This is a genomic window from Natrinema amylolyticum (genome assembly GCF_020515625.1).
GTDB classification, from domain to species: Archaea; Halobacteriota; Halobacteria; order Halobacteriales; family Natrialbaceae; genus Natrinema; species Natrinema amylolyticum.
The window spans coordinates 1,546,941-1,571,689 of the sequence record NZ_JAIWPJ010000001.1 but is presented as its reverse complement, the minus strand read 5'-3'; the positions used below and the strand labels follow the sequence as shown (position 1 = coordinate 1,571,689).

At 65.5% G+C, this 24,749-nt stretch carries 21 protein-coding genes; 11 read left to right on the top strand and 10 right to left on the bottom strand.

Features of this window, described 5'->3' with window-relative positions; all coding sequences use genetic code 11:
- Window positions 1-134: 134 nt before the first annotated feature.
- Entirely contained in the window at window positions 135-890 is a 756-nt protein-coding gene (locus tag LDH66_RS07760) for a CoA-transferase subunit beta (protein WP_226480479.1), read from the bottom strand.
- Window positions 890-1,801 carry a CoA transferase subunit A gene (locus LDH66_RS07755; RefSeq protein WP_226480478.1) on the bottom strand — a complete coding sequence of 304 codons (912 nt, stop codon included), beginning with the start codon at window positions 1,799-1,801 and terminating at the stop codon, window positions 890-892. Before LDH66_RS07755 ends, LDH66_RS07760 begins: the two co-directional genes overlap by 1 nt.
- 165 nt (window positions 1,802-1,966) lie before the next feature.
- Between LDH66_RS07755 and LDH66_RS07750 the strand changes: the two genes are divergently transcribed.
- Together LDH66_RS07750 and LDH66_RS07745 are read left to right on the top strand one after the other, a co-directional pair.
- Complete coding sequence (locus LDH66_RS07750; RefSeq protein WP_226480477.1) at window positions 1,967-2,758, top strand: IclR family transcriptional regulator; 792 nt, start codon at window positions 1,967-1,969, stop codon at window positions 2,756-2,758.
- A gap of 526 nt (window positions 2,759-3,284) precedes the next feature.
- On the top strand, window positions 3,285-3,689 hold the full coding sequence (locus tag LDH66_RS07745; RefSeq protein WP_226480476.1) for a CBS domain-containing protein: 405 nt from the start codon (window positions 3,285-3,287) through the stop codon (window positions 3,687-3,689).
- Window positions 3,690-3,783: 94 nt separating this feature from the next.
- Here LDH66_RS07745 and LDH66_RS07740 read toward each other — a convergent pair whose 3' ends face one another.
- From LDH66_RS07740 to LDH66_RS07720, 5 genes are all read right to left on the bottom strand, one after another.
- Window positions 3,784-4,179, bottom strand: coding sequence for a hypothetical protein (locus LDH66_RS07740; protein WP_226480475.1), 396 nt, complete (start codon window positions 4,177-4,179; stop codon window positions 3,784-3,786).
- An 88-nt stretch (window positions 4,180-4,267) separates the two neighbouring features.
- Window positions 4,268-5,284 carry a DUF7972 family membrane protein gene (locus tag LDH66_RS07735; protein WP_226480474.1) on the bottom strand — a complete coding sequence of 339 codons (1,017 nt, stop codon included), beginning with the start codon at window positions 5,282-5,284 and terminating at the stop codon, window positions 4,268-4,270.
- 78 nt (window positions 5,285-5,362) lie between these two features.
- On the bottom strand, window positions 5,363-5,779 hold the full coding sequence (locus LDH66_RS07730) for a DUF7994 family protein (protein ID WP_226480473.1): 417 nt from the start codon (window positions 5,777-5,779) through the stop codon (window positions 5,363-5,365).
- A 136-nt stretch (window positions 5,780-5,915) separates the two neighbouring features.
- Window positions 5,916-8,879, bottom strand: a complete 2,964-nt coding sequence (uvrA, locus tag LDH66_RS07725; RefSeq protein WP_226480472.1) for an excinuclease ABC subunit UvrA — start codon at window positions 8,877-8,879, stop codon at window positions 5,916-5,918.
- 241 nt (window positions 8,880-9,120) lie between these two features.
- A complete protein-coding gene (locus tag LDH66_RS07720) occupies window positions 9,121-9,765 on the bottom strand; it encodes a hypothetical protein (protein WP_226480471.1) in 645 nt (214 codons plus the stop codon).
- Window positions 9,766-9,940: 175 nt separating this feature from the next.
- On the opposite strand from LDH66_RS07720, the gene LDH66_RS07715 reads away from it, so the two are divergent.
- The gene (locus tag LDH66_RS07715) at window positions 9,941-10,174 is read left to right on the top strand and encodes a DUF7385 family protein (RefSeq protein ID WP_226480470.1); all 234 of its coding nucleotides are present in this window, start codon (window positions 9,941-9,943) and stop codon (window positions 10,172-10,174) included.
- A 100-nt stretch (window positions 10,175-10,274) separates the two neighbouring features.
- Here LDH66_RS07715 and LDH66_RS07710 read toward each other — a convergent pair whose 3' ends face one another.
- On the bottom strand, window positions 10,275-11,219 hold the full coding sequence (locus LDH66_RS07710; protein ID WP_226480469.1) for a glycoside hydrolase family 43 protein: 945 nt from the start codon (window positions 11,217-11,219) through the stop codon (window positions 10,275-10,277).
- A gap of 322 nt (window positions 11,220-11,541) precedes the next feature.
- Between LDH66_RS07710 and argS the strand changes: the two genes are divergently transcribed.
- Window positions 11,542-13,320 (top strand): arginine--tRNA ligase, encoded by a 1,779-nt coding sequence (argS, locus tag LDH66_RS07705; RefSeq protein ID WP_226480468.1) that lies wholly within the window; start codon window positions 11,542-11,544, stop codon window positions 13,318-13,320.
- A 113-nt stretch (window positions 13,321-13,433) separates the two neighbouring features.
- On the opposite strand, the gene LDH66_RS07700 is transcribed toward argS, so the two are convergent.
- On the bottom strand, window positions 13,434-13,961 hold the full coding sequence (locus LDH66_RS07700; RefSeq protein WP_226480467.1) for a DUF8159 domain-containing protein: 528 nt from the start codon (window positions 13,959-13,961) through the stop codon (window positions 13,434-13,436).
- 320 nt (window positions 13,962-14,281) lie between these two features.
- The gene (gene minD / locus LDH66_RS07695; RefSeq protein WP_226480466.1) at window positions 14,282-15,133 is read right to left on the bottom strand and encodes a cell division ATPase MinD; all 852 of its coding nucleotides are present in this window, start codon (window positions 15,131-15,133) and stop codon (window positions 14,282-14,284) included.
- A 192-nt stretch (window positions 15,134-15,325) separates the two neighbouring features.
- Between minD and prf1 the strand changes: the two genes are divergently transcribed.
- The 7 genes from prf1 (at window position 15,326) to LDH66_RS07660 (ending at window position 24,693) form a co-directional block, all read left to right on the top strand.
- A complete protein-coding gene (gene prf1 / locus LDH66_RS07690) occupies window positions 15,326-16,585 on the top strand; it encodes a peptide chain release factor aRF-1 (RefSeq protein ID WP_226480465.1) in 1,260 nt (419 codons plus the stop codon).
- Window positions 16,586-16,787: 202 nt separating this feature from the next.
- Complete coding sequence (locus LDH66_RS07685) at window positions 16,788-17,717, top strand: NAD-dependent epimerase/dehydratase family protein (protein ID WP_226480464.1); 930 nt, start codon at window positions 16,788-16,790, stop codon at window positions 17,715-17,717.
- A gap of 112 nt (window positions 17,718-17,829) precedes the next feature.
- Window positions 17,830-19,008: a lysylphosphatidylglycerol synthase transmembrane domain-containing protein gene (locus LDH66_RS07680; RefSeq protein WP_226480463.1), complete on the top strand. Its 1,179-nt coding sequence runs from the start codon at window positions 17,830-17,832 to the stop codon at window positions 19,006-19,008.
- 7 nt (window positions 19,009-19,015) lie between these two features.
- Window positions 19,016-20,182 carry an alpha-1 4-glucan-protein synthase gene (locus tag LDH66_RS07675; protein WP_226480462.1) on the top strand — a complete coding sequence of 389 codons (1,167 nt, stop codon included), beginning with the start codon at window positions 19,016-19,018 and terminating at the stop codon, window positions 20,180-20,182.
- 25 nt (window positions 20,183-20,207) lie between these two features.
- Window positions 20,208-21,332 (top strand): extracellular solute-binding protein, encoded by a 1,125-nt coding sequence (locus tag LDH66_RS07670; RefSeq protein WP_226480461.1) that lies wholly within the window; start codon window positions 20,208-20,210, stop codon window positions 21,330-21,332.
- Between the two features lie 16 nt (window positions 21,333-21,348).
- Complete coding sequence (locus LDH66_RS07665; protein ID WP_425492909.1) at window positions 21,349-23,565, top strand: ArnT family glycosyltransferase; 2,217 nt, start codon at window positions 21,349-21,351, stop codon at window positions 23,563-23,565.
- A gap of 87 nt (window positions 23,566-23,652) precedes the next feature.
- Window positions 23,653-24,693: a pentapeptide repeat-containing protein gene (locus LDH66_RS07660; protein ID WP_226480459.1), complete on the top strand. Its 1,041-nt coding sequence runs from the start codon at window positions 23,653-23,655 to the stop codon at window positions 24,691-24,693.
- Window positions 24,694-24,749: the final 56 nt, after the last annotated feature.

Here is a 24,749-nt window from a genome sequence, read left to right as displayed (position 1 = left end):
CTGATCGGTCACCGTTCCCTCCGGTCGTCGATGCGGTGACGGCCGGTCGGAAGCCCGCGGCTCCGTGACTCCGCGCGGTCGATCTCATCGTCAGCGGCGCGAAAAGAGAACTGCTCGACGACCACTTCCCGCGATCAGTCGAGGTAGACGCCGTCGGGATCGAGCTCCTCGCGGATGAGCCGGATCTCGTCGTCGGTCGGCTCCCGCGTCTGCGCGACGTCGTCGGCGAACTGGATCTTCCAGCCGACCGACGCCTGAACCTCGTCGGCGGTGACGCCCGGATGGAGGCTCTCGACGACCATCTCGCCGTCGTCGTCGAATCCCATGAGCGCCTTGTCGGTGATCACCGTCTCCGGACCGCCGCGCAGTCCGAGGTCCTCGCGGTCCGTCTCGGCGTCGAGATAGCCGGGGCTCGTGACGAAGTCGACTTCCGCCGGGAACCGCCGCTCCTCGAGCGGCGAGACGATGATCGTCCGGTGGGCGTTGCTGGCGATCTCGCAGGCTCCGCCGCTACCGGGCAGGCGCACCGCGGGATCGTCGTAGTCGCCGATCACGGTGGAGTTGATGTTGCCGTAGCGGTCGACCTGCGCGCCGCCGAGGAAGCCGACGTCGATCCGACCGCCCTGCAGGTAGTACGAGAAGCCGTTCAGCATCGATTCGACGCTCGTCGCGCCCGACGCGAGCACCGGATCGCCGATCGACAGCGGGAGCGAACTCGGATTCGAGCCGATCGTCCCCGACTCGTAGATCATCTCGAGGTCGGGCGCGTGGTTGCGCTTCGCGAGGTTACAGGCCAGGTTCGGGACGCCGATCCCGACCAGCACCGAGTCGTCGTCCTCGAGCTGTTCCGCCGCCGCCGTCACCATGAGTTCCGTGTCCGTGTACTCCATCAGTAGTCACCCATATCGATCGCCGTCGCGTACTGCGAGTCGACCTCGAGATCGAGCAGCCGCTTCGCGCCGAGCTTCTCGAGGTACTCCCGTCGATTCTCGACGCCGTAGACCCACTCGTCGAGCCACTCGAGAACGTCCTCGTGATTCTTCGAGATCTCCTCCCACTCGATGTAGGCGTCGTTGTCCCGCTGATAGTAGCCCTGTGCGTAGGAGGGATGAGCACCGTAGGGCTCCCTGACGACGTAGTCGACGGCGTCCGCGGTGAACAGCGTCCGGTTGGGATCGCTCCGGATCGTCTCGGTCGGACAGAGCTCTTCGACGCAGCAGACGACCGTGTCGGCGGCCAGCGCCGCCTCCTTCTGCTCGCCGGGGATGCCCCAGAGGTGAGCGTTCCCGTCCTCGTCGCTCCGCTGTGCGGAGACGATCGCCACGTCGGGGTTGATCGGCGCCACGACCGGGATCTCGTCGTCACCGTACGGGCTCTCGACGGTCCTGATCGCGTCGTTGTGCTCGATCAGGTCCGAGCCGGCGAACGTCCGAACGGGCATGAACGGGAGGTTCGCCGCGCCGGCGTGGAGCGCCGCCACCATCCCGTAGTGAGTGTACTCCTCGAGTTCGATCGGGTTCGGGACGCCGTCCTCGACCGCTCGCCTGAACGCGCGGAGGCTTCCGACGCCCGGGTTGCCGGCCCACGAGAAGGTGACCTTCGAGACGCAGCCCGCCGCGATCAGCTGATCGTACACCAGGTCGGGCGTCGCCCGGATCAACTCGAGGTCGTCGTACTCGCCGCGGATGATCTCGTGTCCCGCCGCGAAGGGGATCAGATGGGTGAACCCGGCGAGATACAGACTGTCTCCGTCGTCAACGGCGTCGTCGATCGCGGACGCCATCGTTGTCACTTGTGCCATCGGCTCTATACGCTTTCTCCGCGGGCACTCGTATAAGGTCGTCTCTTTTCTACGGGGACGGCGACTCGAATCGAGACGAACGGGGTCCCTCGGAGAACGAAATAGTTTCTCCGATCGTTTCTCATCGGTGAACCTTTTAGGCGTGCGGGCGCTATGATACACGTCATGTCCCGAAACGACGCCGGCGATCGGGAGCGCGAACCCGGTTCACCGACCATCAAGAGCGTCGAGACCTCGCTCGCGATCGTCGACGAGCTACAGGCTCGAGACGGGGCCGGGGTCTCGGAGCTGGCCGAGGCGACCGGGAAATCGAAGGGGACGGTCCACAAACACCTAATTACTCTTCTCAAGCACGATTACGTCGTCAAGGAGGGCGATACCTACCGGATCGGCCTCCGATTCCTGGACGTCGGCGGCTACGCCCTCCATCAGGTCGAGGGGCTCCAGTACATCGAACCGAAGGTCCGAGAGTTGGCGGATCTCACCGGGGAAACGGTCCAGTTCTCGATCGAACAGCGCGGCCGCTCCGTCGTCCTCGACCGAAAGGCGGGGCAGAAAGGCGTCTTCAGCCGCGCCCGGATCGGAAAGCGGTTCTACATGCACCAGGTCGCCGGCGGGAAGGTGATCCTGGCGAACTTGCCCGACGAGCGCGTCCGCGAGATCGTCGCCCGCCACGGGTTGCCGGCCGCCACCGACGAGACGATCACGAGCGAAGCCGAACTGTTCGAGGAACTCGAGGCGATCCGCGAGCGAGGGTACGCGTTCAACATCGACGAGAGCACGCGCGGACTCCGCGCGGTCGGCGTACCGCTGACGGGCCCGGAGGGGGCGGTCATCGGTGCGTTCGCCGTCGCAGGCCCGAGCCACCGCATGCGCGGCGAGCGCTTCGAGTCCGAGATCCCCGACACGACCCGGAGCGTCATCAACGAACTCGAGTTGAACCTCGCCCACTCCTGAGACGGCTCACTCGGCGACTTCTCTCATCCCCAACGACCGCGTTCCTCGCGTTCGAAGCGGTTAGCTACCAGATTAGGAGAATAATTTAGTTGGATACACATGTGGTTCTCCCCATCTATATCATATATCGTTTGACACCGAATAGAGGCCCTCTTGCGCCGGATCAGAGCGTTTATCGTTTCTATTTAGCGTTTCCCGATGGATTCCATTCGAACAGCGTATGGGGTGTTAGAATCGAGTGTGAAACGCTGAGGGTCGATATCTGGTCGATAGAAACGCACCTTTGGCGATTCTACGATAAATATAAATAAATTGCCTAATTAGAGAACCAGTTCTGGAAGCGATATGTAATCCCTCCGCCTTTTCGGCTCGAGTCCGACCCAGACCCTCAAGGTCGATCACGGAACGGATTCCGTCGCTCGAGTCAGATTCGATCGGGCCGGACTGCACACAATTCCATCCGTGTGAGCGTTTCGGACCGAATCGGTCCGACAATCCTTATATTGTTTACCGAGTACTATGGGGTATGGAAGATATTTTCGTCGCTCGGGTCATGTCCACGTCGCTCCACACGGTGACGCCGGACACGCTCGTCGAGGATGCCGCACAGGAAATGCTCGAAAACGGGATCGGATCGGTCGTCGTCGTCGACGACGACAACCGGCTCGAGGGAATCCTGACGACGACGGACTTCGTCCGGATCGTCGCCGAACAGAAGCCGAAAGACCAGACGCCGGTTTCGAAGTACATGAGCAGCGACGTCGTGACGGCGTCCGCACAGGACAGCATCCGCGACGCCGCGGACGTGATGGTCGAACGCGGCTTCCACCACATTCCGGTCGTCGACGAGGACGAGGGCGTCATCGGGATGGTCACCACGTCGGACCTGGCGGGGTACCTCTCGCGCGTGCAGTCGCCGAGCCCCGAGTAATCGCTGGGTCCGACCGCCACTGCGGAACGATTCGAGGCATCGAGAGCCGCCGCTCGAGCGAGCGTCCGAGACGCGGACTCGAAGCCCATCGCCGTTAGCCCGGATCGGAGTCGGAACCGTCGGTCGTTTCGGTCGCACGAGCGGCGACGCCGTCGTCTTCGGCCATCCAGCGGACGATATCGTCGAGCCGATCGCGTAACGCGCGGGCTTCCGCCGGCGTCAGTTCGACGTCCGCGTGCCCCGTCCCGTGGTCGCCCGCCATCGCGTCGATACTGAGGACGACGCGGTGATCGTCCGCCGATTCGGGCCGCACCGACACGTCCGCTCGGTCCGGGTAGTCCCGCGGCGGTCCCAACTCGAGGTCGGTCTCCCCGCGCGTGACGCCGATTCGGACGCGTTCGGCGTGCTCGAGGTCGAACGAGTCCGTCCGGGCCTCCTCGACGGGGGTCGGCTCCTCGGTCGCCTCGGTCGGTGTGGTGTCCTCTGGCATACGTGTTCCTTGTCCGGCGTTCCCCTTGGCTGTACGCCCGGTCGATTCCGCGCGGTCTCGGCGGCGAGAGTCGGACGGGCAACGGCCGTTACTCGCTCGAGGACCGCGGGACGAAGGGGCCGAAGTCGGCGGTCCGCGCGGCGATCGTCGCGATCCGGAGCGCGTAGCTCAGCAGGACCATAAAGGGGAGGAAGACGAGCACGACGCCGCCAGCGGCGATCGCCAGCAGGAGCCAGTCGGTTGCGACCGCGTCGGCGATCCGTCCGTAGGAGACGAGCAGCAGGCCGCCGCCGACCAGCGTGGGGAAGCCGACGTACAGGAGCATTCGCGAGAGGACGGCCAGTTCGTGCTGGACGTACAGCGTCTTGAACGTCTGGCGAGCGACCGCGAGAAAGCCCAGCAGTTCGATCAACTCCTCGAGCGGTTCCGTCTCGTCGAAGACGTCGTCCCACTCGTCTCGGAACGTCCGCGCCGCGTGGTAGTAGTTCCCCTGGTGGTGGCCGAGCACTGCCGACAGCGCCTCGAACGTCCCGAACTCGGCGTCCTCGAGCGCGTTCGAGACCGTCTTTCCGTCCGACTCGAAGGTCTCGATGAACCGCTCGACTTCCGCCCACTTGTCCGGGTCGGCGTCGTCCGCGAGCGCGTCGGGAAGCCGCCGGGCGCGGTCGACCGTCGCGGTGACGATGACGTTCAAGAAGGCGGCCGGTGACGCCGGACTGACGCCCGACTCGGTCAGTTCCTCGACGTCCCGCTGAAACTCGGTCATGCCGTCGAACCGATCCCTGAGATCCGGCGTCCAGCCCAATTCCTGGGAGAGGACGAGCTGATTGATCGCCAGTACGATCGTGATGAACGGCAGCGTCCCGCCGACGAGCGAACCGTAGAGCGTGACCACGGCTCCCGCGTCGTTTACGGGGAACAGCCCGGCGACGTACAGCGCGATGACGGCGGCGTAGAGGCCCCCGGTCAGTAGCCCGGCGATGGCCAGTCGGTGACCGTCGAGCATCAGCCAGCGCCTGAGCGGCGACTCGGTTATCTTCTGGTACGTCAACTCGCTCTCTTCGCCGTCCGCGGTCGTGGACAGCTCCCGGTCGCGTGCGCTCATATCGACCCGACAACGCCGGTGGTGAAAAGAACGGGCGGCAGTGCCACCCGTTGAAACGGACGGACCGCGCGATCGAACTCACCCGACGGCGAACAGCTCGTCGTCCAGTTGCCGGCCACCGGTCCAGCACTCGCGGGCGAACCAGGAGAGATACCCCATCGCGAAGACCGTGATCGCGGCAGTGAGCAGCCACGGACCGCTTGCAACCTCGAGCGAGCGGAGCCGGGTGACCCCGAATACTCCCGTGCCGACCGCGAGCGTACCGATCCCGACGGCAGCCACGCGGGGCCAGCCGACGGGCCGACCGGCGACGACGACTCGCTCGCGGGTGCCGGCGAGGAGCAACGCGACGCCGACGACGGCGAGCCAGCCGGCGAGAAGCAGCGTCGCCGCTCCGTTCGGATCGCCACCGGCGACGAACAGCCCCGCTAACAGCAGGGTCGCAGCGCCGCCACCGGTGAACCCGTTGCGAACGACGGTCTTCAGTCCGCTCATCGAGCGGTCGGTTTCGCCGGAACGCGGTTAGTCGTTCCCACTCGAGCGCGAACGGATGCCGGCGCGCTCGAGTTGCGGCCCGTTGGGCGGTCCGCTCGAGTCGCCGATGTCGTTGCGTGACACCGATCGGCTCCGATCAGTCGTCGTCCATCGGGGCCGTCACGGGCTCGACCCGCTCGCCGCGCGGCCCCTCGAGGTCGATCTTCGGCAGCAGGTCCCGGAGGTAGCGCCCGGTGTGAGAGTCCTCGAGACGGGCGACGTCTTCTGGCGTCCCAGTTGCGACGATTTCGCCGCCGTTCTCGCCGCCCTCGGGGCCGAGATCGATGACGTGGTCGGCGTTTTTGACGAGGTCGAGTTCGTGCTCGATGACGACGACGGTGTTGCCGTTGTCGGTCAGCCGGTGGAGGACGTCGATGAGCTTGCGCTCGTCCTCGCTGTGGAGCCCGGTAGTGGGCTCGTCGAGCAGATAGAGCGTCTCGCCCGAGTCCTTCTTCCCCAACTCTTCGGCGAGCTTGATCCGCTGGGCCTCGCCGCCGGAGAGGGTGGTCGAGGGCTGGCCGAGTTTCATGTAGTCGAGCCCGACGTCTTTCAGGAGTTTGAGCCGGCGGCGGATCTGGCTCGAGGACTCGAAGAAGTCGTAGGCCTCCTCGACCGACATCTCGAGGACGTCGGCGATGGTCTTGTCCTTGTAGGTAACGTCGAGCGTGGCGTCGTTGTAGCGCGCGCCGTCACACTCCTCGCAGGGGACGTAGACGTCGCTCAGGAAGTTCATCTCGATTTTGACGGTCCCTTGGCCGCCACACTCCTCGCAGCGGCCGCCCTTGACGTTGAACGAGAAGCGCCCCTTCTCGTAGCCCCGCTGTTTCGCGAGCTTCGTCGAGGCGAATAACTCGCGGATGTAGTCGAAGACGCTGGTGTACGTCGCGGGGTTCGATCGCGGGGTCCGGCCGATCGGCGACTGGTCGATCAGTCGCACGGTCTCGATCTGATCGAGCCCCTCAAGGGCGTCGTGGTCGCCCGGAATCACGGACGTGTTGTCGTTCATCTGACGGGCGAGGCCCTTGTAGAACACCTCGTGCATGAGGGTGGACTTCCCGGAGCCCGAGACGCCCGTAATGGCGGTGAAGCAGCCCAGCGGGATGTCGACGTCGAGGTCCTTGAGGTTGTGCTGGCGCGCGCCGCGGATCGTCAGCGCGCCCTCCGGATCGCGGCGTTCGTCGGGCACCGGAATCTGGCGCTGGCCGGAGAGGTAGTCGCCGGTGACGGATCCCTCGGTGTCCATGACCGCCTCGACGGAGCCGTTAGCGACGACTTCGCCGCCGCGCTTGCCGGGGCCGGGCCCCATGTCGATGACGTTGTCCGCCCGGCGCATCGTCTCCTCGTCGTGTTCGACCACAAGGAGGGTGTTCCCGAGGTCGCGCAGTTCCTCGAGCGTGTCGAGCAGTCGGTCGTTGTCCCGCTGGTGGAGTCCGATCGAGGGTTCGTCGAGCACGTAGAGGACTCCCACGAGACCGGAACCGATCTGCGTGGCGAGGCGAATCCGCTGGCTCTCGCCGCCCGAGAGCGTCGAGGCCTCCCGATCGAGCGTGATGTAGTCGAGGCCGACCTCGCACATGAAGCCGAGCCGCGCCCGGATCTCCTTTAAGATCTCCTCGGCGATGACCTTCTCGCGCTCGGTGAGATCGGCTTCCATCGACTCGAAGTGGTCGCGAGCGTCGCCGATGCTCATCGCGTTGATCTCCGTGATGGCGGTGCCGTCGACCAGCACCGCTCTCGAGGCGGGCTTCAGACGGGTCCCGTCACAGGCCGGACACTCCGTGACCGACATGTAGTCCTCGATGTGTTCGCGGGTCGAGTCGGAGTCGGTCTCGAGGTACCGGCGCTCCAAGTTCGGGATGACGCCCTCGAAGTGTTTCTGCTTCCGGCGGGTGCCGTTCTTGGTGCTGCGCTTGAACACTACTTCGCCGTCCGTGCCGTAGAGGAACGCCTGCTGGACGTCCGCCTCGAGGTCGTCGAACGGCGTCGACAGCGAGACGCCGAAGTGCTCGGCGACGGCGTCGAGGCGGGTCTGATAGTACGATCGATTGTAGCTCCAGGGCTCGAAGACGTGCTTGAGCGGCTTGGATTCGTCCTGCAGGACGAGGTCCTCGTCGACCTCCTTGGTCTCGCCCAGGCCCTCACACTCAGGACAGGCACCGTGGGGCGAGTTGAACGAGAACGACCGGGTCTCGATCTCGGGGATATCGATCCCGCAGTGCGTGCAGGCGAGATCCTTCGAGAACTCGACGACGAACCGGTCGTTCTCTTCGGTCTCCTCGCCGAGCGCGCCGGTCCGGCGGGCCTCTTCGCCGAGGTCCGCGGCGACTTCTTCGGAGGCGTCCGGGAGGATGACCTTCAGAACGCCCTCGGCCTCGTCGAGCGCCGTCTCGACGCTGTCGATGATCCGCGGGCGGTCCTCGGCGGACACCTTCACGCGGTCGACGATCACGTCGACGGTGTGATCGAAGTTCTCGTCGAGATCGGGGTCGTCCATCGTGAGGTCGTACTCCTCGCCGTCGATCTCGACGCGAGCGTACCCCTCGGAGACGAGTTCCTCGAAGAGGTCCTCGAAGGCCCCCTTCTGGTCGCGGACGACGGGTGCCGCGAGTTTGGCCTTGGTTCCCTCGGGGAGCTCGAGGATGCGCTCGACCATGTTCTGTGCGCTCTGCTCGCCGACTTCGCGGCCGCACTCGGGACAGTGAGGCGTGCCGACGCGGGCGTAGAGCAGTCGCAGGTAATCGTGCAGCTCCGTGACCGTTCCGACGGTCGATCGGGGGTTGTTCGCGGCGTTCTTCTGATCGATCGAGATCGCGGGCGAGAGACCCTCGACGGTCTCGACCTGGGGTTTGTCCATCTGACCGAGGAAGTTCCGGGCGTACGCCGAGAGGCTCTCGATGTACCGGCGCTGGCCCTCCGCGTAGACGGTCTCGAACGCCAGCGATGACTTCCCCGAGCCCGAGAGGCCGGTGACGACGGTGAACGCCTCTCGGGGGATCGTGACGTCGATGTCCTTGAGGTTGTGCTCCTCCGCGCCGCGTACGTCGATGTAATCCTTACTCATCGTTCGGTCGCAAATAGACACTGTCTCTCCTGTCGACGCGGTTCCAGATTCATTGTATCTGAGTCAGTGGCCGCAAGGACTTAACGAGTCTGAAAGGGCAATGCCACGTCATCAGTTGCCACACGTCGTCCGATCGTTATCGTCGACACCGGCACGAATCGACACCGGCACGGATCGACGCCAACACGAATCGACAAGGCGGGGCGACAACCGGCGTACCGGCTCGCTCGAGTCCCCGAAGTCAGTCGTCCGCCGACCGCTCGCGCGGCGTCGAATCGGACGACTCGTTCCCGCGATCGCGCCACCACTGGCCGGCGATCGCACCGGTTGCGAGGGCGACGAGGCCGAGGACAGTGACGATGTTCACCACCGGGATCAGATAGAGGACGTTGACCGCGATCGCGCCGACGACGAGCGCGAGCCACGGGTTCGGTCCGCGACCGACCCACCGGAGCAGTCTCGAGCCGAGGACGATGACACCGACGGTGTTGGCGATCGTCAGCGCGATCGGGAACGCGACCGTCAGCGCCTCGAGCACGGTCCCGACCGGTTCCGGTGCGCCAATCGCGACGAGGAGCGACGCGGCGGCCGTCAGGACCGCGAACGCGACGACGCCGCCGACCAGAACACCGATACCGATCACGCCCGTGGTCACCGGTTCTTCGACGATTCGAGTTTCGATCCGCCGAACGGACGACTGGGAGACCGCGAGAACGAGCGCTCCGATGACGACGGTCGCGAGGACATAGAGCCCGACCGCGAGCGCCAGTTCCTCGAGCGTCGCGGGATTCGTGACGACGTCCTCGAGGTCGCTTCGGGCGGCGACGCTCGCAGGAACGAGTGTCAGCAGCGTGGTCGCGGTTTCGAGGGCGTATCCCGAAGTCATACCGTGTTACAGGTCACGTGGCGGGCCCGACCTTCTTCAATCGGTAGGTTCCAGCGGTTCTCTGCACCGTGACACGACGGAATCGCAGTTCGGCGGGCACGATAAATCGGTCTGCGAGACGATCGGGTCGCTTCGTTCGCCTATTTTTATGAGTACTGGCTCAGAAAGGGGACGTATGGACGATATCGATCTCGACGAACTCGTGTCCTCGTTGACGCTTCGTGAGGAAAACGAGGCGATCAGGAGCTATCAGAACACGGTGGCGGTCGCCTGCCCGGCCTGTGATTCCCAGTTCGACGATCTCGTCGTCTGTAAGGAGAACCCGGCGAGTCTCAACCTCTCGAAACAACTGGATCTGTGCGTGGGATCAGCGGACGATCAGGCGGTCATTTTCACGCACAAGAAGTAGCGTTCCGGTGCTGTTTCACCGATTTCACCTCTGTTAAAAGCCTCATACGGAGAGACGGTGCAGCGGCCATGCCGAATACGCGAGGTGAGCGGGCTGTCGCCTACCGCTCCGACGGATCCTTCTCGTACGCTTTCAGTCGCTCGTACTCTTCGGTCGTGATCGGAAGCACCGTGCCGTGTTTGAACCCGTATGGGAACGAGAACTCGTCGTCGGCGCGCACGAACTCCTCCGCTAACGAATCCGCCACGAACGGAACGTAGCCCTGCGTCTCCGGACTGCCGCCGTAGTAATCCAAGAACAGACACCACCGTCCGTCATCGAGTCGCACGGCGGTCGGTGCCTCGTATCGCCCGCCCTCGAGTCCCTCCATGGTGCGATCGAACGCCGTAACCCGGGTGAACGGCCCGGTCGGCCGCTCGCTTTTCAGCAGGATAATTCCGGTCGGATTCGCATCGCTTTTGACGAAACAGTAATACGTCCTGTCTTCCGCGTACATCGCGGAGTCGATGACGCCGCTGTCCGCTTTCCGATACAGTAGTTCCGGGTCCGAGAACGCGTCGAACGAGTCGGTCCTCGCGTAATAAATCGCTTTGTCCCCGTAGTCGTTGCTGCGGTGTGACGACGACCAGTGAACGATGTACTCGTCGTTCTCCCCGTCGTAGGTAATGTCCGGCGCCCAGAGGCAGCCGAACTCCCCGTCTCCGAATTCGACCATCCGTTGTTCGGACCAGTCGGTCAGGTCCTCGGACTCCCACAGCACCAGCGAGTTACTCCCGTTGCGGTTGATCTCGTCCCACGAACCGCGATACTGATTGGGCATCCCGTACGCCAGGCTGAGATCCGTCCCCATTATCACGAATTTCCCGTCCGTCGTTCTGGTGATCGTACAGTCCCTGACCCCCTTATCGCCTTTATAACTCCAGAGGACGGGGTCGCCCCCGTTTACCTCCTCCCAGTGGAATCCGTCCGTACTGATCCCGAAATACACCTGCTCACCGTCCGGCGTCCGCTTCTCCTTGAAGTGAACGAACAAGTATGCCTCCATATCTATCCTAGCGGTTGGTAGGTGGGGCCCCTATCCGTTTCTGTTTCCTCGCTCTCGACCACTCCGTACTGCTCCGAGGGTTTTGACAGACCCGCTTTTCGTCTGTTTCGATCGATGCCGAGAAAGCGTTGCTCTCTCGCGGTGAACCGTTCGATCCGCTCTCGGATACTGCGGGAGAACTCCTCGAGCCGGACTTCTCGTGAGTTTCACGAGTCGCTCTCTACGGAAGCCGACTCCCCTCTCTCGGTGACGGGTCATTCTCGAACTTGCTCTCGAGACGAAACCCGACATTCCTTTACTCGAGCCCTGAATACGGGCGGGTATGTTCCTCTCCCTACGCGCGGAGGTCGAGGACGCCCTCGAGGGGGCGCTCTCCGAACTCGACTTCCCGACGGACGATCTCGGGATCGAAGAACCGCCGGACGACGTCGAGAGCGTGCTGGCCTCGAGTGTGGCGTTCCGACTCGCCGGCGAGGCCGGTGCGCCGCCACCGCAGGTCGCCGGACGGATAGCCGACGAGATTGACGCCGACGAACTGACCTACGTCGCCGAGATCCAGACGCAGGGACCGTATCTCAACTTCCTGCCGAGCGACGCCTATCTCGCGACGACGCTCGAGGCGGCGACCGACGACGCCTACGGGTCGCTCGCGGACCGCGAGGAGTCGGTCGTCGTCGAACACACGAGCGCGAACCCGACGGGACCGGTCCACGTCGGCCGCGCCCGGAACCCGATCATCGGCGACGCGGTCGCGAACCTGCTCGATTTCGCGGGGTACGACGTCGACCGCCACTACTACGTCAACGACGCCGGCCGACAGATGGCCGTCTTCACCTGGGCCTACGAGACCTTCGACGAGGAGGATCTGGACGAGCCGCCCGAGCGCGACCGCATCGAGTACGACCTCGTGCGCTACTACCGCAAGGGCAACGCCTACCTCGAGAACGCGCCCGAAGCCGAGGTCGAGGACGCCGAGGCCGAGATCGAGTCGATCATGCAGGGCTTAGAGGCGGGCGACGACGAGGCCTACGAGCGGGTCAGCGAGGTCGTCGATCAGGTGCTCGGTGGCATGACGGAGTGTCTCGCCCGCCTGCCGGCCGAGTTCGACGAATTCGTCAAGGAGACGCGGTTCATGCGCTCGGGCGCGACCGACGACCTCGTCGACCGGCTCAAAGAACTCGACGAATCGGTCTACGAGGAAGACGCCTGGCAGCTCGAGCTCGAGGACCACGGCATCGACAAGAACCTCGTCTTCCTGCGGTCGGACGGCACCTCGCTCTACGCCACCCGCGACCTGGCCCACCACGAGTGGAAGTTCGACAACTACGACCGCGCGGTGACGGTGCTGGGCGAGGACCACAAGCTGCAGGCCAAACAGGTCCGAACGACCCTCGAGCTGCTGGGCAACGAGACGGACCAGCTCCGGCAGGTGCTCTACTCGTACGTCAACCTCCCCGAGGGGAAGATGAGTACCCGTCAGGGGACCGGCGTCGACCTCGACGACCTGCTCGACGAGGCGATCGACCGCGCTCGCGACGAGGTCGAGGACCGACTGGACGACCGCATCCGCGACGACGATCTGGACGAGGACGACATCGAACGCATCGCCCATCAGGTCGGGATCGGCGCGGTCCGCTACGACATCGTCTCGAAACAGCCGACGAAGGCGATCACCTTCGAGTGGGAGCGCGCGCTGGACTTCGAGGCCCAGTCCGCACCCTACGTTCAGTACGTCCACGCGCGCTGCTGTGGCATCCTCGAGGAAGCGGGGATCGATCCCGAGACCGGGATGGCCGACGTCGAGACCGCCGTCGACGCCGACCTGCTCGAGACCGAGGCCGAACGGGACCTGCTCGAGACGATCGCGCGGTTCCCGGCGGTCGTCGACGAGGCCGCCGACGATCTCGAGCCACACCAGATCGCGACGTACACTCGCGAGTTCGCCGATCGGTTCAACGGCTTCTACCGGGAGTGTCCGGTGCTCGCCGACGACGTCGACCCCGAGGTCCGCGAGGCGCGGCTGGCGCTGGTCGCGGCCTCAAAGCACGCGGTCGCGAACGCGCTCTCGATTCTGGGCGTGGCCGCGCCGCAGTCGATGTAGGACCGGAATCGGCGACGGACGCTGTCACGACCGCGTCCGCACGCCGGGTAGCCCGACGGCTGTTCGCGGGTGGGGCCGAAAGAACACGCCGGTCAGCGCAACTGAGCGACCAGTTACTTGGTTTCGTCGCTCGTCGCGAGGATGGTCTCGACGAACTCGTCTTCGCTCATCTCGTCGTTGATGTACGCGAGCGCCCACTGGACGTCGACGTAGAACGACATGACCTTCGCGCCGTCTTGCTCGAGCACCCACGTGACGCTGTTGATTTCGGCCGCGAACTTCTCGGAGTCGGTGATCGCTGCGGCGATCGTCTCTCCGAGGGACTCCAGTTCTGCCTGCAGCGTCTCGGGATCGGTCGTCGTCGTCGTCGCGACGACGTCGATCTCGTCGTCGTCCTTGTTGACGTCTTTGATCGATAGCTTGTCGCTGTCGATCTTCAGCTTGTCGCGGTCGAGGCCGGGAATCGCCGTTTTGTCGTCGGTGTCGTCAGTGTCGTCGGTGTCGCCGCCCCCGTCGTCGTTGAGCGGTTCGCTGTCATCGGTGTCTGACTCGGAGTCGTCGTCTGTCTCGTCACTGGAACAACCCGCGAGCACGGTTGCGAGCGCTGCGCCACTGCCGAGGAGGATCTTTCGTCGCTCCATGGACGACCCATCGAGAACCGTCATGATTAGTAATCAGTTCGTTACCGTTTCTGTCGTCAGGACCGATAAATTCGGGTCCGACTACCCGCCGTGTCGACGTCGGAAGGGAGTGACAAACGGATCGAAAGGAGTGCGTTCCGGGTCAGTAGCGTCGATACGGTCGGGATGACTGTCAGGCTCCGATGACGGTCACGTCTCAGTGATAATCGCCGCATTCGGCTCATCGAAACCGAACGACGGACGACTCGAGGGTGGAAGGCACCGATTACCGACGAGTGTGTGGGTTTCAGGCGACGAAACGCGGTCGAACCGAGACGGGATCAGGGATCCGATTCCGCTTCCGTGATCGCACTCGAGACGTCGTCGTGTGCCGCCTCCCGACCGTCGTCGCTCGCCGAACCGGTCGCGGTCGCCTTGCTCTCCGTCTCGTCGCTTTCGTCACTGCCCTCCGGAACCGGGATCTCGATACCGGTCAACTCCGTCGCGAGCCGCCGATAGGCGACCGCCGCGGGACCCTGAGGCTCGAAGACGACCAACGGCGTGCCGGCGTAGACGCTGTCCCGGGCTGCCGGATCCTCGGGGATCGCACCGAGCAGGGGCACCTCGAGGCGGTCGGCGATCTCGTCGTGGGAGACGTCGCCGTCCGGGCGGGTGCGGGTGAGGACGAGGCCCGCGACCTCGCCGCCGGAGCGATCGGTCAACTCGATAGTCTTCTTCGTGTCGTGGACCGCGGCGGGTTCGGGCGTCGAGACGAGGACGACGGCATCGGCCAGTCCCAGCGGGAGGACGGTCTCGTGGCTGATGCCGGCGCCGACGTCGAGAAAGACGTAGTCGAACTGGGACCGCAGCTTTTCGATGACCTCCCGCAGCCCTTCGGGGGAGGTTTCGGCGTACTCGTCGAGGTTCGTGCCGCTCGGGACGGCGACGATATTGTCCGCCAGTCGGTAGGTGGCGTCGTCGATCGATGCGTCTCCGGCTAACACGTCGTGGAGGGTGGTCGAGTCAGGGGTGAGGCTGACGAACCCGGCGAGGTTCGCCATGCCGAGGTCGGCGTCAACGATCGCGACGCGCTCGCCCGCCTCGGACAGCGCCGTGCCGAGGTTGACCGTCGTCGTCGTCTTCCCGACACCGCCTTTCCCGCTCGCGATGGCATATACCGTCTCGTGGGACATACGTAGATACTGTCCGGACAGTGGAACGGCATCACCTTAAATCGTCACCTCCCGACTCGTAACGAGGGACCGACACGTCGCCGAGACGATTCCGGTACGGGAACCCGGTCGCGACGACGTTCCACCGGCAGCCGTTGGCACCCGGCGGGTGTGTCAAAGGATTCTTACCCACAGCCCCGTTTTATACGGCTAATGAGCCAGGAGGGCGAGCAGGAGCACTCGGACCGGAAAAAGTACGAGTTCCGGAAGGTCATCGAGGACCTCAAGGACTACGACGGCTCCGGAACGCAGCTCGTGACGATCTACATTCCCGACGACAGACAGATCAGTGACGTCGTCCAACACGTCACGCAGGAACACAGCGAAGCGGCCAACATCAAGTCCAAGCAGACCCGAACGGCCGTCCAGGACGCGCTGACGAGTATCAAAGACCGGCTCCGATACTACGACACCTATCCGCCGGACAACGGCATCGTGCTCTTTTCCGGTGCCGTCGACTCCGGCGGCGGCCGAACCGAGATGGTCACCAAGGTCCTCGAGAGTCCGCCCCAGCCGATCGAATCCTTCCGCTATCACTGTGACTCGGACTTCCTGACAGAGCCGCTCGAGGAGATGCTCGCCGACAAGGGCCTCTACGGCCTGATCGTCCTCGACCGACGCGAGGCCAACGTCGGCTGGCTGAAGGGCAAGCGCATCGAGCCGGTCAAATCCGCCTCCTCGCTGGTCCCCGGCAAGCAGCGAAAGGGTGGCCAGTCCGCCCAGCGATTCGCTCGGCTGCGCCTCGAGGCCATCGACAACTTCTATCAGGAGGTCGCGGGGATGGCCAACGACCTGTTCGTGCCGCGACGCCACGAGATCGACGGCATTCTCGTCGGCGGTCCATCGCCGACCAAAGACGAGTTCTTGGACGGCGACTACCTCCACCACGAACTGCAGGACGAAGTCCTGGGCAAGTTCGACGTCGCCTACACCGACGAGTCCGGCCTGAAAGACCTCGTCGACAACGCGGAAGACGCGCTGGCCGACGCCGAGGTGATGAAGGACAAGAAGGTGATGGAGGAGTTCTTCGAGGAACTCAACGCCGGTGATCTGGCGACCTACGGCTTCGAGCAGACCCGCCGGAACCTCATGATGGGGTCGGTCGATCGACTCCTGATCAGCGAGGACCTCCGAAAGGACGTGATCACCTACGAGTGCCCCGAGTGTGGCACCACCGAACGCGAGGTCGTCGACCGGCGCAAGTCGACGCCGACCCACACCTGCACCGACTGCGGTACCGAGGTCGAGGGAACCGAGGAGGACCGCGAGGATGCGATCGACCACCTCATCGATATCGCCGAACAGCGCGGCACCGAGACCAAGTTCATCTCGACGGACTTCGAGAAGGGCGAACAGCTCCTCAACGCCTTCGGCGGATTTGCCGGCCTCCTGCGGTACTCGACCGGCGTCTAAGGTTTCCGTTCGGACAGCATCGCTCGATCCCTTGTCCTCTTACGTTCTACTAACGCCACGGGCGTGGCGATTCCCCGTTTCCACGATAAGCAGGACACTCGTCGTCACCGTATCCGCGCCAACCGTTTCGCACCCCTTCGAATCTGGGTATCTCCGAAGCCGAAACCCAACTACTTACCGCACCGTCAGTGAATCACCGCCCATGTCCATCTCGAGCCGGAACGTCCTCGTCACTGGCGGAGCCGGATTCATCGGCTCCCATCTCACCGAACGCCTGCTCGCCGACGGCACCGACGTCACCGTCGTCGACGACTGCTCGAACGGCGACCGCGACCGCGTGCCCGACGACGCCGACTTCCTCGAGGCCGACCTCACCGACCCCGACGCGCTAGAGGGCCACCTCGAGGAGATCGACCTCGTCGTCCACCTCGCGGCGTCGAAACACGTCGACACGGACCGGCCTCACGGCCAGTTCGACGACAACACGCGGATGACCCGGAACATCCTTGAGGCGATGGCCGAGGCCGACGTGACCGAGATCGCTTACACCTCTTCCTCGACGGTGTACGGCGAGGCACCGCGACCGACGCCGGAGGACTACGCGCCGCTCGAGCCGATCAGTGCCTACGGGGCGAGCAAACTCGCGGACGAAGGGTTACTCTCCGCGCGGGCCCACAGCCACGATCTCACCGTCTGGAACTTCCGCTTCGCGAACGTGGTCGGACCGCGCCTGCGCGGGGCGGTGATCCCTGACTTCATCGAGAAGCTTCAGGAGAACCCGGAGACCCTCACCATTCTCGGTGACGGCCGTCAGGAGAAGTCCTATCTACACGTCGAGGACTGTCTCGACGCGATTTGTCATACCATCGAGCACGCCGACGACGCGATGAACACCTACAACCTCGGCACGCGGACGACCACGTCGGTCGACCGAATCGCGACCATCGTCGCCGAGGAACTGGGCGTCGATCCCGACCGGGAGTACACCGGCGGCGAGCGCGGCTGGACCGGCGACGTACCAAAGATGCGCCTCTCGATCGAGAAGCTCTCGGCGCTGGGCTGGGAGCCCCGGCTCTCGAGCGACGAGGCGGTCCGTCGGTCGACCCGCGAGATCATCGACGAACTGCGCTGACCGGGACGGCTGCGGATATTTCATCCGGCAGAAATGTACTCGAGAGAGACCGTTTCCCCCGTCCGGAGGCGTTTTAGGTGGGCTTAAATATCTGGGTCCGAAGGACCCGTGCATGAACGACGGGGGCGAGAGATCGGGTTCGCGAGCGGGCGACCGCGGGCCGGACGCGGAACGCGGTGAGTCAGCGAGCGAGCGACTCGCCGCGGCGCTGACTCGCCGCCGACTGACGATCGCGGGAACGATACTCGTTCTCGTCGGCCTGCTCGTCGCCCTCCGAGAGATCGACGTCCGGACCGTCGCGACCGAAATCGCGAGCGCCGACCCGCTCCTGATCGGCGCTGCGATCGCCGTCTACGCCGTCTCGTGGCCGCTCCGGGGTCGCCGATACGGCGACGTGCTGGCCGCGATGGGGTACCGGGGCGGGACGATCGTTCCGACGCTGGCCGTCTTCGTCAGTCAGACGGCGAACCTCGCGATTCCAGCGCGGGCCGGCGACGCGGTCCGTGCATACGTGATGAAGACTCATCGCGACGTCCCTTACACCGCCGGCTTCGCGTCGCTGGCCGTCGAACGGGTGTTCGATCTGGCGACGATCGCCGCGCTCGCGGGGCTCGCGACGGCCTGGCTCGCGCTCGGCGGCGAGGCCGGCCCGCTCGAGATCGCCGCCGAGGCCGGTGGCGCGCGGACCGCCCTTCTCGCTGCAGTGGCCGTGAGCACGGCGACCGTCGGCGTCGGCTTCGCCGTCGTCACCTCCGCCCGGGCCGATCACGGACTGAGCGCGTGGCTCCGGACGCGAGCGGACGGTCGGCCGCGACTCGAGGGGGTGCTCGAGGCCGCGCTCCGATTCGCCGGCGACGTACAGATCGTCGCCCGTCGGCCGCGAGCGCTGGCGAGGATCGGGACGGGGAGTCTACTGGTGTGGGCGCTCGACGTGCTCACGGCGGTGCTCGTCCTCGCGGCGCTGGGCGGTGGGCTCGCATTTGGCACGCTGCTTGCGGTCGGGACGCTGGCGGTCAGCGTCGGGAACCTCGCGAAGGTCCTCCCGCTGTCTCAGGGCGGCGTCGGGCTCTACGAGGCCGCGTTCACGGCGCTCGTGGTCGGGCTCACCCCGATCGGTGCGAGCACGGCGCTGGCCGCGGCGATCGTCGATCACGCGCTGAAAAACGGCGTGACGCTGGTCGGAGGTGCCGGTTCGGTCACCTCGTTGGGTATTTCGCTTTCGGATGCGACGGAATCGAACCCAGAAGCGACGCGGGAGACCGGCAAGCTTTTAGGCAAACCTAAAAAATAACGGGGCAATGAGTCAGGACATCTGCGTCATCGTTCCGACGATCCGGGAGTACGAGTGCATGCGCTCGTACTTCGCGAACGCGCGAAACCACGGCTTCGACCTCTCGCGGCTGCACGTCGTGCTCGTCACCGAGGACTTCTGCGAGACCGACGAGATGGAGGCGATGCTCGCCGAGGAGGGCGTCTCGGGCGAGGTCTTCGACGGCAGCCGCCGCGAGGAGTGGTACGCCGACCGCGACGTCGCCGAGTACGGCCACGTCGTGCCGGCGGCGAGCCACGCCGAGACCAGCTTCGGGCTGCTCTACATGTGGGCCCACGACGAGTTCGACTACGGCTTCTTCATCGACGACGACACGCTCCCCCACGAGGACCAGGACTTCTTCGGCATGCACATGGACAACCTGGCCTTCGAGGGCGAGGTCGAGGAAGTCTCTTCGGACGAACAGTGGGTCAACGTCCTCTACCAGAACGCCGACGAGCACGGCCTCTATCCGCGCGGCTACCCGTACTCGGCGATGAACGAAACGGTCGAGACCGGGACGACCGAGATCGGCGGCGGCGAGGTCGTCGCCTCGCAGGGGCTGTGGACCAACGTTCCCGACCTCGACGCCGTCCGCATTCTGATGGACGGCGACCTCGAGGGCCAGGCCCAGACCCGCACCTCGAGCGACGACTTCGGCGACGATTTCGTCGCCGCGCGCAATAACTACCTCACCGTCTGCTCGATGAATCTCGCCTTCCGACGCGAGGTCATCCCCGCGTTCTACCAGCTCCCGATGGACGACAACGAGTGGGAGGTCGGCCGCTTCGACGACATCTGGTCGGGCGTCTTCCTCAAGCGCGCCTGCGACGTGCTCGGCAAGCGGATCTACAACGGCGCGCCGCTCTGCGAGCACAACAAGGCTCCCCGCAGCACCTTCGACGACCTGAACAACGAGGTGCCGGGGCTCGAACTCAACGAACACCTCTGGCGAATCATCGACGACGTCGGCGGCGACGCGGACGACTACGCCGACGTCTTCGAGGCGATGGCCGACGAACTCGCCGACGGCGACTGGGAGGCGTACAACAACGGTGCGTTCTTCAACTACGTCGGCGAACACATGCGCGACTGGCTCGACTGTCTCTCGGCCCTCGAGCGAGCGACGCCGGTCGCGGGGAATCGACGCCTATAAGTACATTTAGGCCGGCCTAAACCACATGACGGAGCAACGCGATTTCACGGGCCGGCGGACGTTTCTCGCCGGGTCGGCCGGGCTCGGTATGGCCGGCCTGGCCGGTTGCACAGGGTTGATCGGGAACCAAGAGGAAGAGGAGGAGAACGTCTTCAGCCAGATCGGTTCGGGGCGTGCAGGCCGCGGCCAGCCCGGCGGGACGCCGATGGCGGAGCTGCCCGACCTCGAGGGCGAGCTCCACATCTACTCCGGACGAAACGAGTTCCTCGTCGGGACGCTTATCAGCAGCCTCGAGGACCAGTACGACGGGTTCGAGGTCGACGGCCCCCGATACGCCGACTCCTCGTACCTCGCGAACCAGATCGCCGAGGAGGGTGCGGGCACCGACGCGGACGTCTTCTTCACGGTCGACTCGGCCGCGCTCGGCGAGGTCGCAAGCGAGGGGCTGTCGAAGAGCCTCTCGGACGACGTGCTGGAGATGGTCCCCGGAGAGTTCCGGACCGACGAGTGGGTCGGGACCTCCGGCCGCGTCCGGACGATTCCCTACAACTCGGAGGCGTTCTCCGAGAGCGACATGCCCACGAGCATCGACGCCTACACCGACTTCGAGGGCGACCTCGGCTGGGCCCCGTCCTACGGCTCCTGCCAGTCGTTCGTCACCGCGATGCGTCTGCTCGAGGGCGAGGAGACGACTCGCGAGTGGCTTCAAGCCGTCGTCGACAACGGTATCACCGCGTACAGCGACGAGATGGCGGTCTGTCAGGCCGTCGCGGACGGCGAAATCGACGCCGGATTCACGAACCACTACTACATCCAGCGGGTCCTCGAGGGGTCCCCGGACGCGCCGATCGAGACGGTGTTCACCGAGGGCGACGCGGGCGCGACGTTCGACGTCGCGGGCGCGACCGTCATCGAGAGTACGGACAACGCCGAGCTGGCGGAGAACTTCGTCCGCCACCTGCTCTCGGCGGAGGTCCAGGAGTTCTTCGCGGTGGAGACGTTCGAATACCCGCTGATCGAGGAGGGCGAACCCGTCGGCGAACTGCCGCCGACCAACGAACTGAACGTCCCCGATCTCGACCCGTCCGAACTGTCCGACCTCCAGCCGACGCTGGACCTGATGCGCAGCGTCGACGGTATCAGCATCTAACCCGCCAGTCCTCGTGATCCGTGATCCGATTCGGCAGGTTCGATCGGGAGACGCCCTCGGCGAGCGACCGCGCCGCGCTCACCTCGCAGCGTTCGCCGTCGTCTGTCTCGCCGGCCTCACAGTCGCGATCCTCGCGATTGAGCTCTTCCCCCATCACTCGAGCAACGACGACGAGGGGGTCTACCTCCTGCAGGCAGCCATGCTGCTCGAGGGACAGCTCACGCTCCGGGCCGGCGAGCTCGCCGACGCGTTCCGGCCGTGGTTCTTCGTGCAGGACGGCGGCCGGCTCTACTCGAAGTACTCGCCGGTCATCCCCGCGATGTACGCCGTCTCGATGGCGCTGTTCGGCGAGCCGCGGGTGACGCTCGTCGCCGTCGCGGTGGGCAACGCCGCGCTGGTCTACGCCCTCGGATCGATGGTGTTCGACCGATGGGTCGGCGTCGTCGCCGCGGCCGTCTTCGCCGCCGCTCCCATGACGTTACTGACGTCGTCGGTGTTCCTCCCGTACGCGCCGACGACGCTGTTGAACCTCCTCTTCGCGGTGTGGTACCTCCGCGGCGTCCGCAGGGGGCGGCTCCGCGACGCCGTCGCGGCCGGCACGGCGATCGGACTGGCCTTCTTCGCGCGGCCGTACACGGCCGTCCTGTTCGCCGCGCCGTTCATCTGTCACGCGGGCCGGTCGGTGCTGCACTCGGTTCGGGACCGGTGGTGGAAACAGGGACTTCGACCCCTTCCGGGCCCCGTTCGACGGAACGCCGCCACCGCCGCGGTCGGACTCGCCTTCGTCGGGCTGACGCTCGCGTACAACGCTCGCGTCACGGGTTCCCCGCTCACCTTCCCGTACGCCGCGTTCGCCCCCCTCGACGGACCCGGGTTCGGCCACCGCGAACTCCTCGATCACTCGCTGGAGTACACGCCGGCCGTCGCCCTCGAGGCGAACGGGGCCGCGCTCTGGTACTTCGCCACGCGCTGGTTCACGGCGGGCCTCCTCGGAACGGTCGCCGCGCTGGGCGGACTGGCCGTCGCGCTGTGGCGGTGGCTCCCCGTCCCCGGAGCCGACGGAGCGGACGACTGGGAGAGCGACCGAACCGCGGGCCTGCTGCTGGCCGGACTCTTCGTCTCCGTCACGCTCGGGAACTTCGCGTTCTGGGGCAACTACAACGTCCACGCGGGGATGGCCGACCCGACCACCGGGCTCCTCTCGAAGTTCGGGCCGTTCTATCACTTCGACCTGCTCGTCCCCCTCTCGATCTTCGCCGGGTTCGGCGTCGTCGCCGCCGTTCGACGGTGTCGCGACGCCGCAGTCCGACGCCGGATCGCGACCGTCGCTTCGCCGCGGGCGGCTCGAGCCGTCGTCCTCGCAGTCCTGCTCGCGAGCCTCCTCGTCGCCGGCGCGGCGAACGCCGCTCTCCTCTCGGAGCCGGTCGAGCGCAACGCCGTCCACACGGAGCGCTTCGAGTCCGCCTACGAACCGTTCGAAGAGCGCGACCTCGAGAACGCGCTGGTCTTCCTGCCGGCTCCCTACGGCCAGTGGCAGAACCACCCGTTCCAGGCGCTCCGGAACGACGGCGGCCTCGACGGAGAGGTCGTCTACGCGCTCGAAGGGTCCCCGGAACGCGATTTCGCCGTCCTCGACGCCTATCCGAACCGGAGCCACTACCGGTACAGCTATCAAGGCGAGTGGACGGCCACACCCGACGACGAGATCGTCGCCCAGATCGAACCGCTCTCGGTCCGATCCGGCGAGCGACTCGAGGGGGCCACCACGGTCGGGATCGCCGATCGGATCGATCGGGTGCGGGTCCGCCTCGAGAACGACGGCGAGGTCGCCGACTACACCGTCGCCGACCCCGGCAGCGAACTGTCGGTCGGGTGGGCCCTCGAGCGCGACGCGGCGAACGGAAGCGACGCAGGGGCGAACGCTACCGACGCCCGCGGCAGCGTTCGCCTAAACCGATCGCCGAACGAGGCCGTGTCGTTCGACGGGGCCGACGAGATCGTGCTGACGATCACGCAGGTCCAGCCGGAGGGCGCGACGTACACCTACCGACAGGAGGTGACCGTCCGCGCGACCGAGGACGGCGTCCAAGCGATCTGGCCGCCCGAGCGGGCGGGCTGCCGGCTCGTCACCGACTGCGGCACCGAGGGGACCTACCTCCCTGACCGGCCGGAGACACACAGCCGGTGGGAGACGTTCGAGACGCGACTCGAGGAGCGAGACTCGGCGTCGTAGACGCGTTCCGGCCGTCGGCGGGTCGGCGAGCGTCCGCCGGGTCGATCAGGCACCAACGTTAGGGACCGACTTCTCGCCAGAACCCGTATGACCCAACGACGTTGCGGTTACGTCACGAACAGTAGCGGAGTGAACGACGCCGGCGCGGTCTGTTGTTGGCGAACCGCGTGGGAGGATACCGATTGGTGCATCTGGCACACGGAAACCGTCGTTCCGACGGCGGCGTACGAACGGGAGCGGGCGGAGCCGAGCAAGCGGCTTGACGGGGCGAACTTTCGAGGAGCGTCGCTGAGCGGAGCGTCGTTTCTCGCCGGCCAGTCCCTCGTCGGAGCGGACTTCACGGACGCCGTCCTCGACGGCGCCGATCTCTCGCAGGCGGACCTCCGCCGAGCGACGTTTCGGGACGTCGATGCGCACGGAACGTCGTTCCGGGACGCGAACCTTCACGACGCGGTGTTCGTCTTCGCCGACCTCCGCGGCGCGGACTTCCGGGGGTCGAAACTCTATCGCGCGGGGCTGACCGACGTTCGGATCAACCTCGAGACGTCGTTCGGCGAGCGGACGGCGTACGAGGACGGGATCGAACGGGCGTCGACCGAGCAGTTCGCGGAACGAGCCGACTCCGCACAGTGGGTCTACCGCGAACTGGAGCGACTCTACGACGAGAACGCGTTCCCCGAGCGGGTTCACACCTACTACCTGCGCGAGATGGACTTCCGCCGACGACAGGCCTGGCGGGTCCGAAACTATCTCCAGGCGTTCAAGCTCGCCGGCTCACGCTGGATCATGCTGTACGGGACGAGCCCGTGGCGGGTCGTAGCGACGTCGCTGCTCCTGATCCTCGTCTGCGCAGGACTCTATCCGCTGACCGGTGGCATTCAGGAGGTCGGGGCCGACAGTGCGGTCACGTACCGGATCGAAGACCCGACCGATGCATCCAGCCGCGCCCTCGTTCGGGCGTTCCTCACGAGCCTCTACTTCAGCGTCATCACCTTCGCGACGCTCGGATACGGTGACATCCAGCCGGTCGGCGGGGCGGCGCGGACTATCGCCGGCGTCGAGACCCTGCTGGGATCGCTCCTGATGGCGCTGCTGGTGTTCGTCCTGACGAGAAGCGTCCATTACTAGACCGATAGCGTCCCGACCCGAATCGTCCCTCGAGGCCGTCGATCGGGGGGTCGAAC

Bases quoted from the DNA above. Each gene is read 5' to 3' on its own strand.
- LDH66_RS07760 (WP_226480479.1), bottom strand. From the start codon at position 890: ATGGAGTACACGGACACGGAACTCATGGTGACGGCGGCGGCGGAACAG.
- LDH66_RS07755 (WP_226480478.1), bottom strand. From the start codon at position 1,801: ATGGCACAAGTGACAACGATGGCGTCCGCGATCGACGACGCCGTTGAC.
- LDH66_RS07750 (WP_226480477.1), top strand. From the start codon at position 1,967: ATGTCCCGAAACGACGCCGGCGATCGGGAGCGCGAACCCGGTTCACCG.
- LDH66_RS07745 (WP_226480476.1), top strand. From the start codon at position 3,285: ATGGAAGATATTTTCGTCGCTCGGGTCATGTCCACGTCGCTCCACACG.
- LDH66_RS07740 (WP_226480475.1), bottom strand. From the start codon at position 4,179: ATGCCAGAGGACACCACACCGACCGAGGCGACCGAGGAGCCGACCCCC.
- LDH66_RS07735 (WP_226480474.1), bottom strand. From the start codon at position 5,284: ATGAGCGCACGCGACCGGGAGCTGTCCACGACCGCGGACGGCGAAGAG.
- LDH66_RS07730 (WP_226480473.1), bottom strand. From the start codon at position 5,779: ATGAGCGGACTGAAGACCGTCGTTCGCAACGGGTTCACCGGTGGCGGC.
- uvrA (WP_226480472.1), bottom strand. From the start codon at position 8,879: ATGAGTAAGGATTACATCGACGTACGCGGCGCGGAGGAGCACAACCTC.
- LDH66_RS07720 (WP_226480471.1), bottom strand. From the start codon at position 9,765: ATGACTTCGGGATACGCCCTCGAAACCGCGACCACGCTGCTGACACTC.
- LDH66_RS07715 (WP_226480470.1), top strand. From the start codon at position 9,941: ATGGACGATATCGATCTCGACGAACTCGTGTCCTCGTTGACGCTTCGT.
- LDH66_RS07710 (WP_226480469.1), bottom strand. From the start codon at position 11,219: ATGGAGGCATACTTGTTCGTTCACTTCAAGGAGAAGCGGACGCCGGAC.
- argS (WP_226480468.1), top strand. From the start codon at position 11,542: ATGTTCCTCTCCCTACGCGCGGAGGTCGAGGACGCCCTCGAGGGGGCG.
- LDH66_RS07700 (WP_226480467.1), bottom strand. From the start codon at position 13,961: ATGGAGCGACGAAAGATCCTCCTCGGCAGTGGCGCAGCGCTCGCAACC.
- minD (WP_226480466.1), bottom strand. From the start codon at position 15,133: ATGTCCCACGAGACGGTATATGCCATCGCGAGCGGGAAAGGCGGTGTC.
- prf1 (WP_226480465.1), top strand. From the start codon at position 15,326: ATGAGCCAGGAGGGCGAGCAGGAGCACTCGGACCGGAAAAAGTACGAG.
- LDH66_RS07685 (WP_226480464.1), top strand. From the start codon at position 16,788: ATGTCCATCTCGAGCCGGAACGTCCTCGTCACTGGCGGAGCCGGATTC.
- LDH66_RS07680 (WP_226480463.1), top strand. From the start codon at position 17,830: ATGAACGACGGGGGCGAGAGATCGGGTTCGCGAGCGGGCGACCGCGGG.
- LDH66_RS07675 (WP_226480462.1), top strand. From the start codon at position 19,016: ATGAGTCAGGACATCTGCGTCATCGTTCCGACGATCCGGGAGTACGAG.
- LDH66_RS07670 (WP_226480461.1), top strand. From the start codon at position 20,208: ATGACGGAGCAACGCGATTTCACGGGCCGGCGGACGTTTCTCGCCGGG.
- LDH66_RS07660 (WP_226480459.1), top strand. From the start codon at position 23,653: ATGACCCAACGACGTTGCGGTTACGTCACGAACAGTAGCGGAGTGAAC.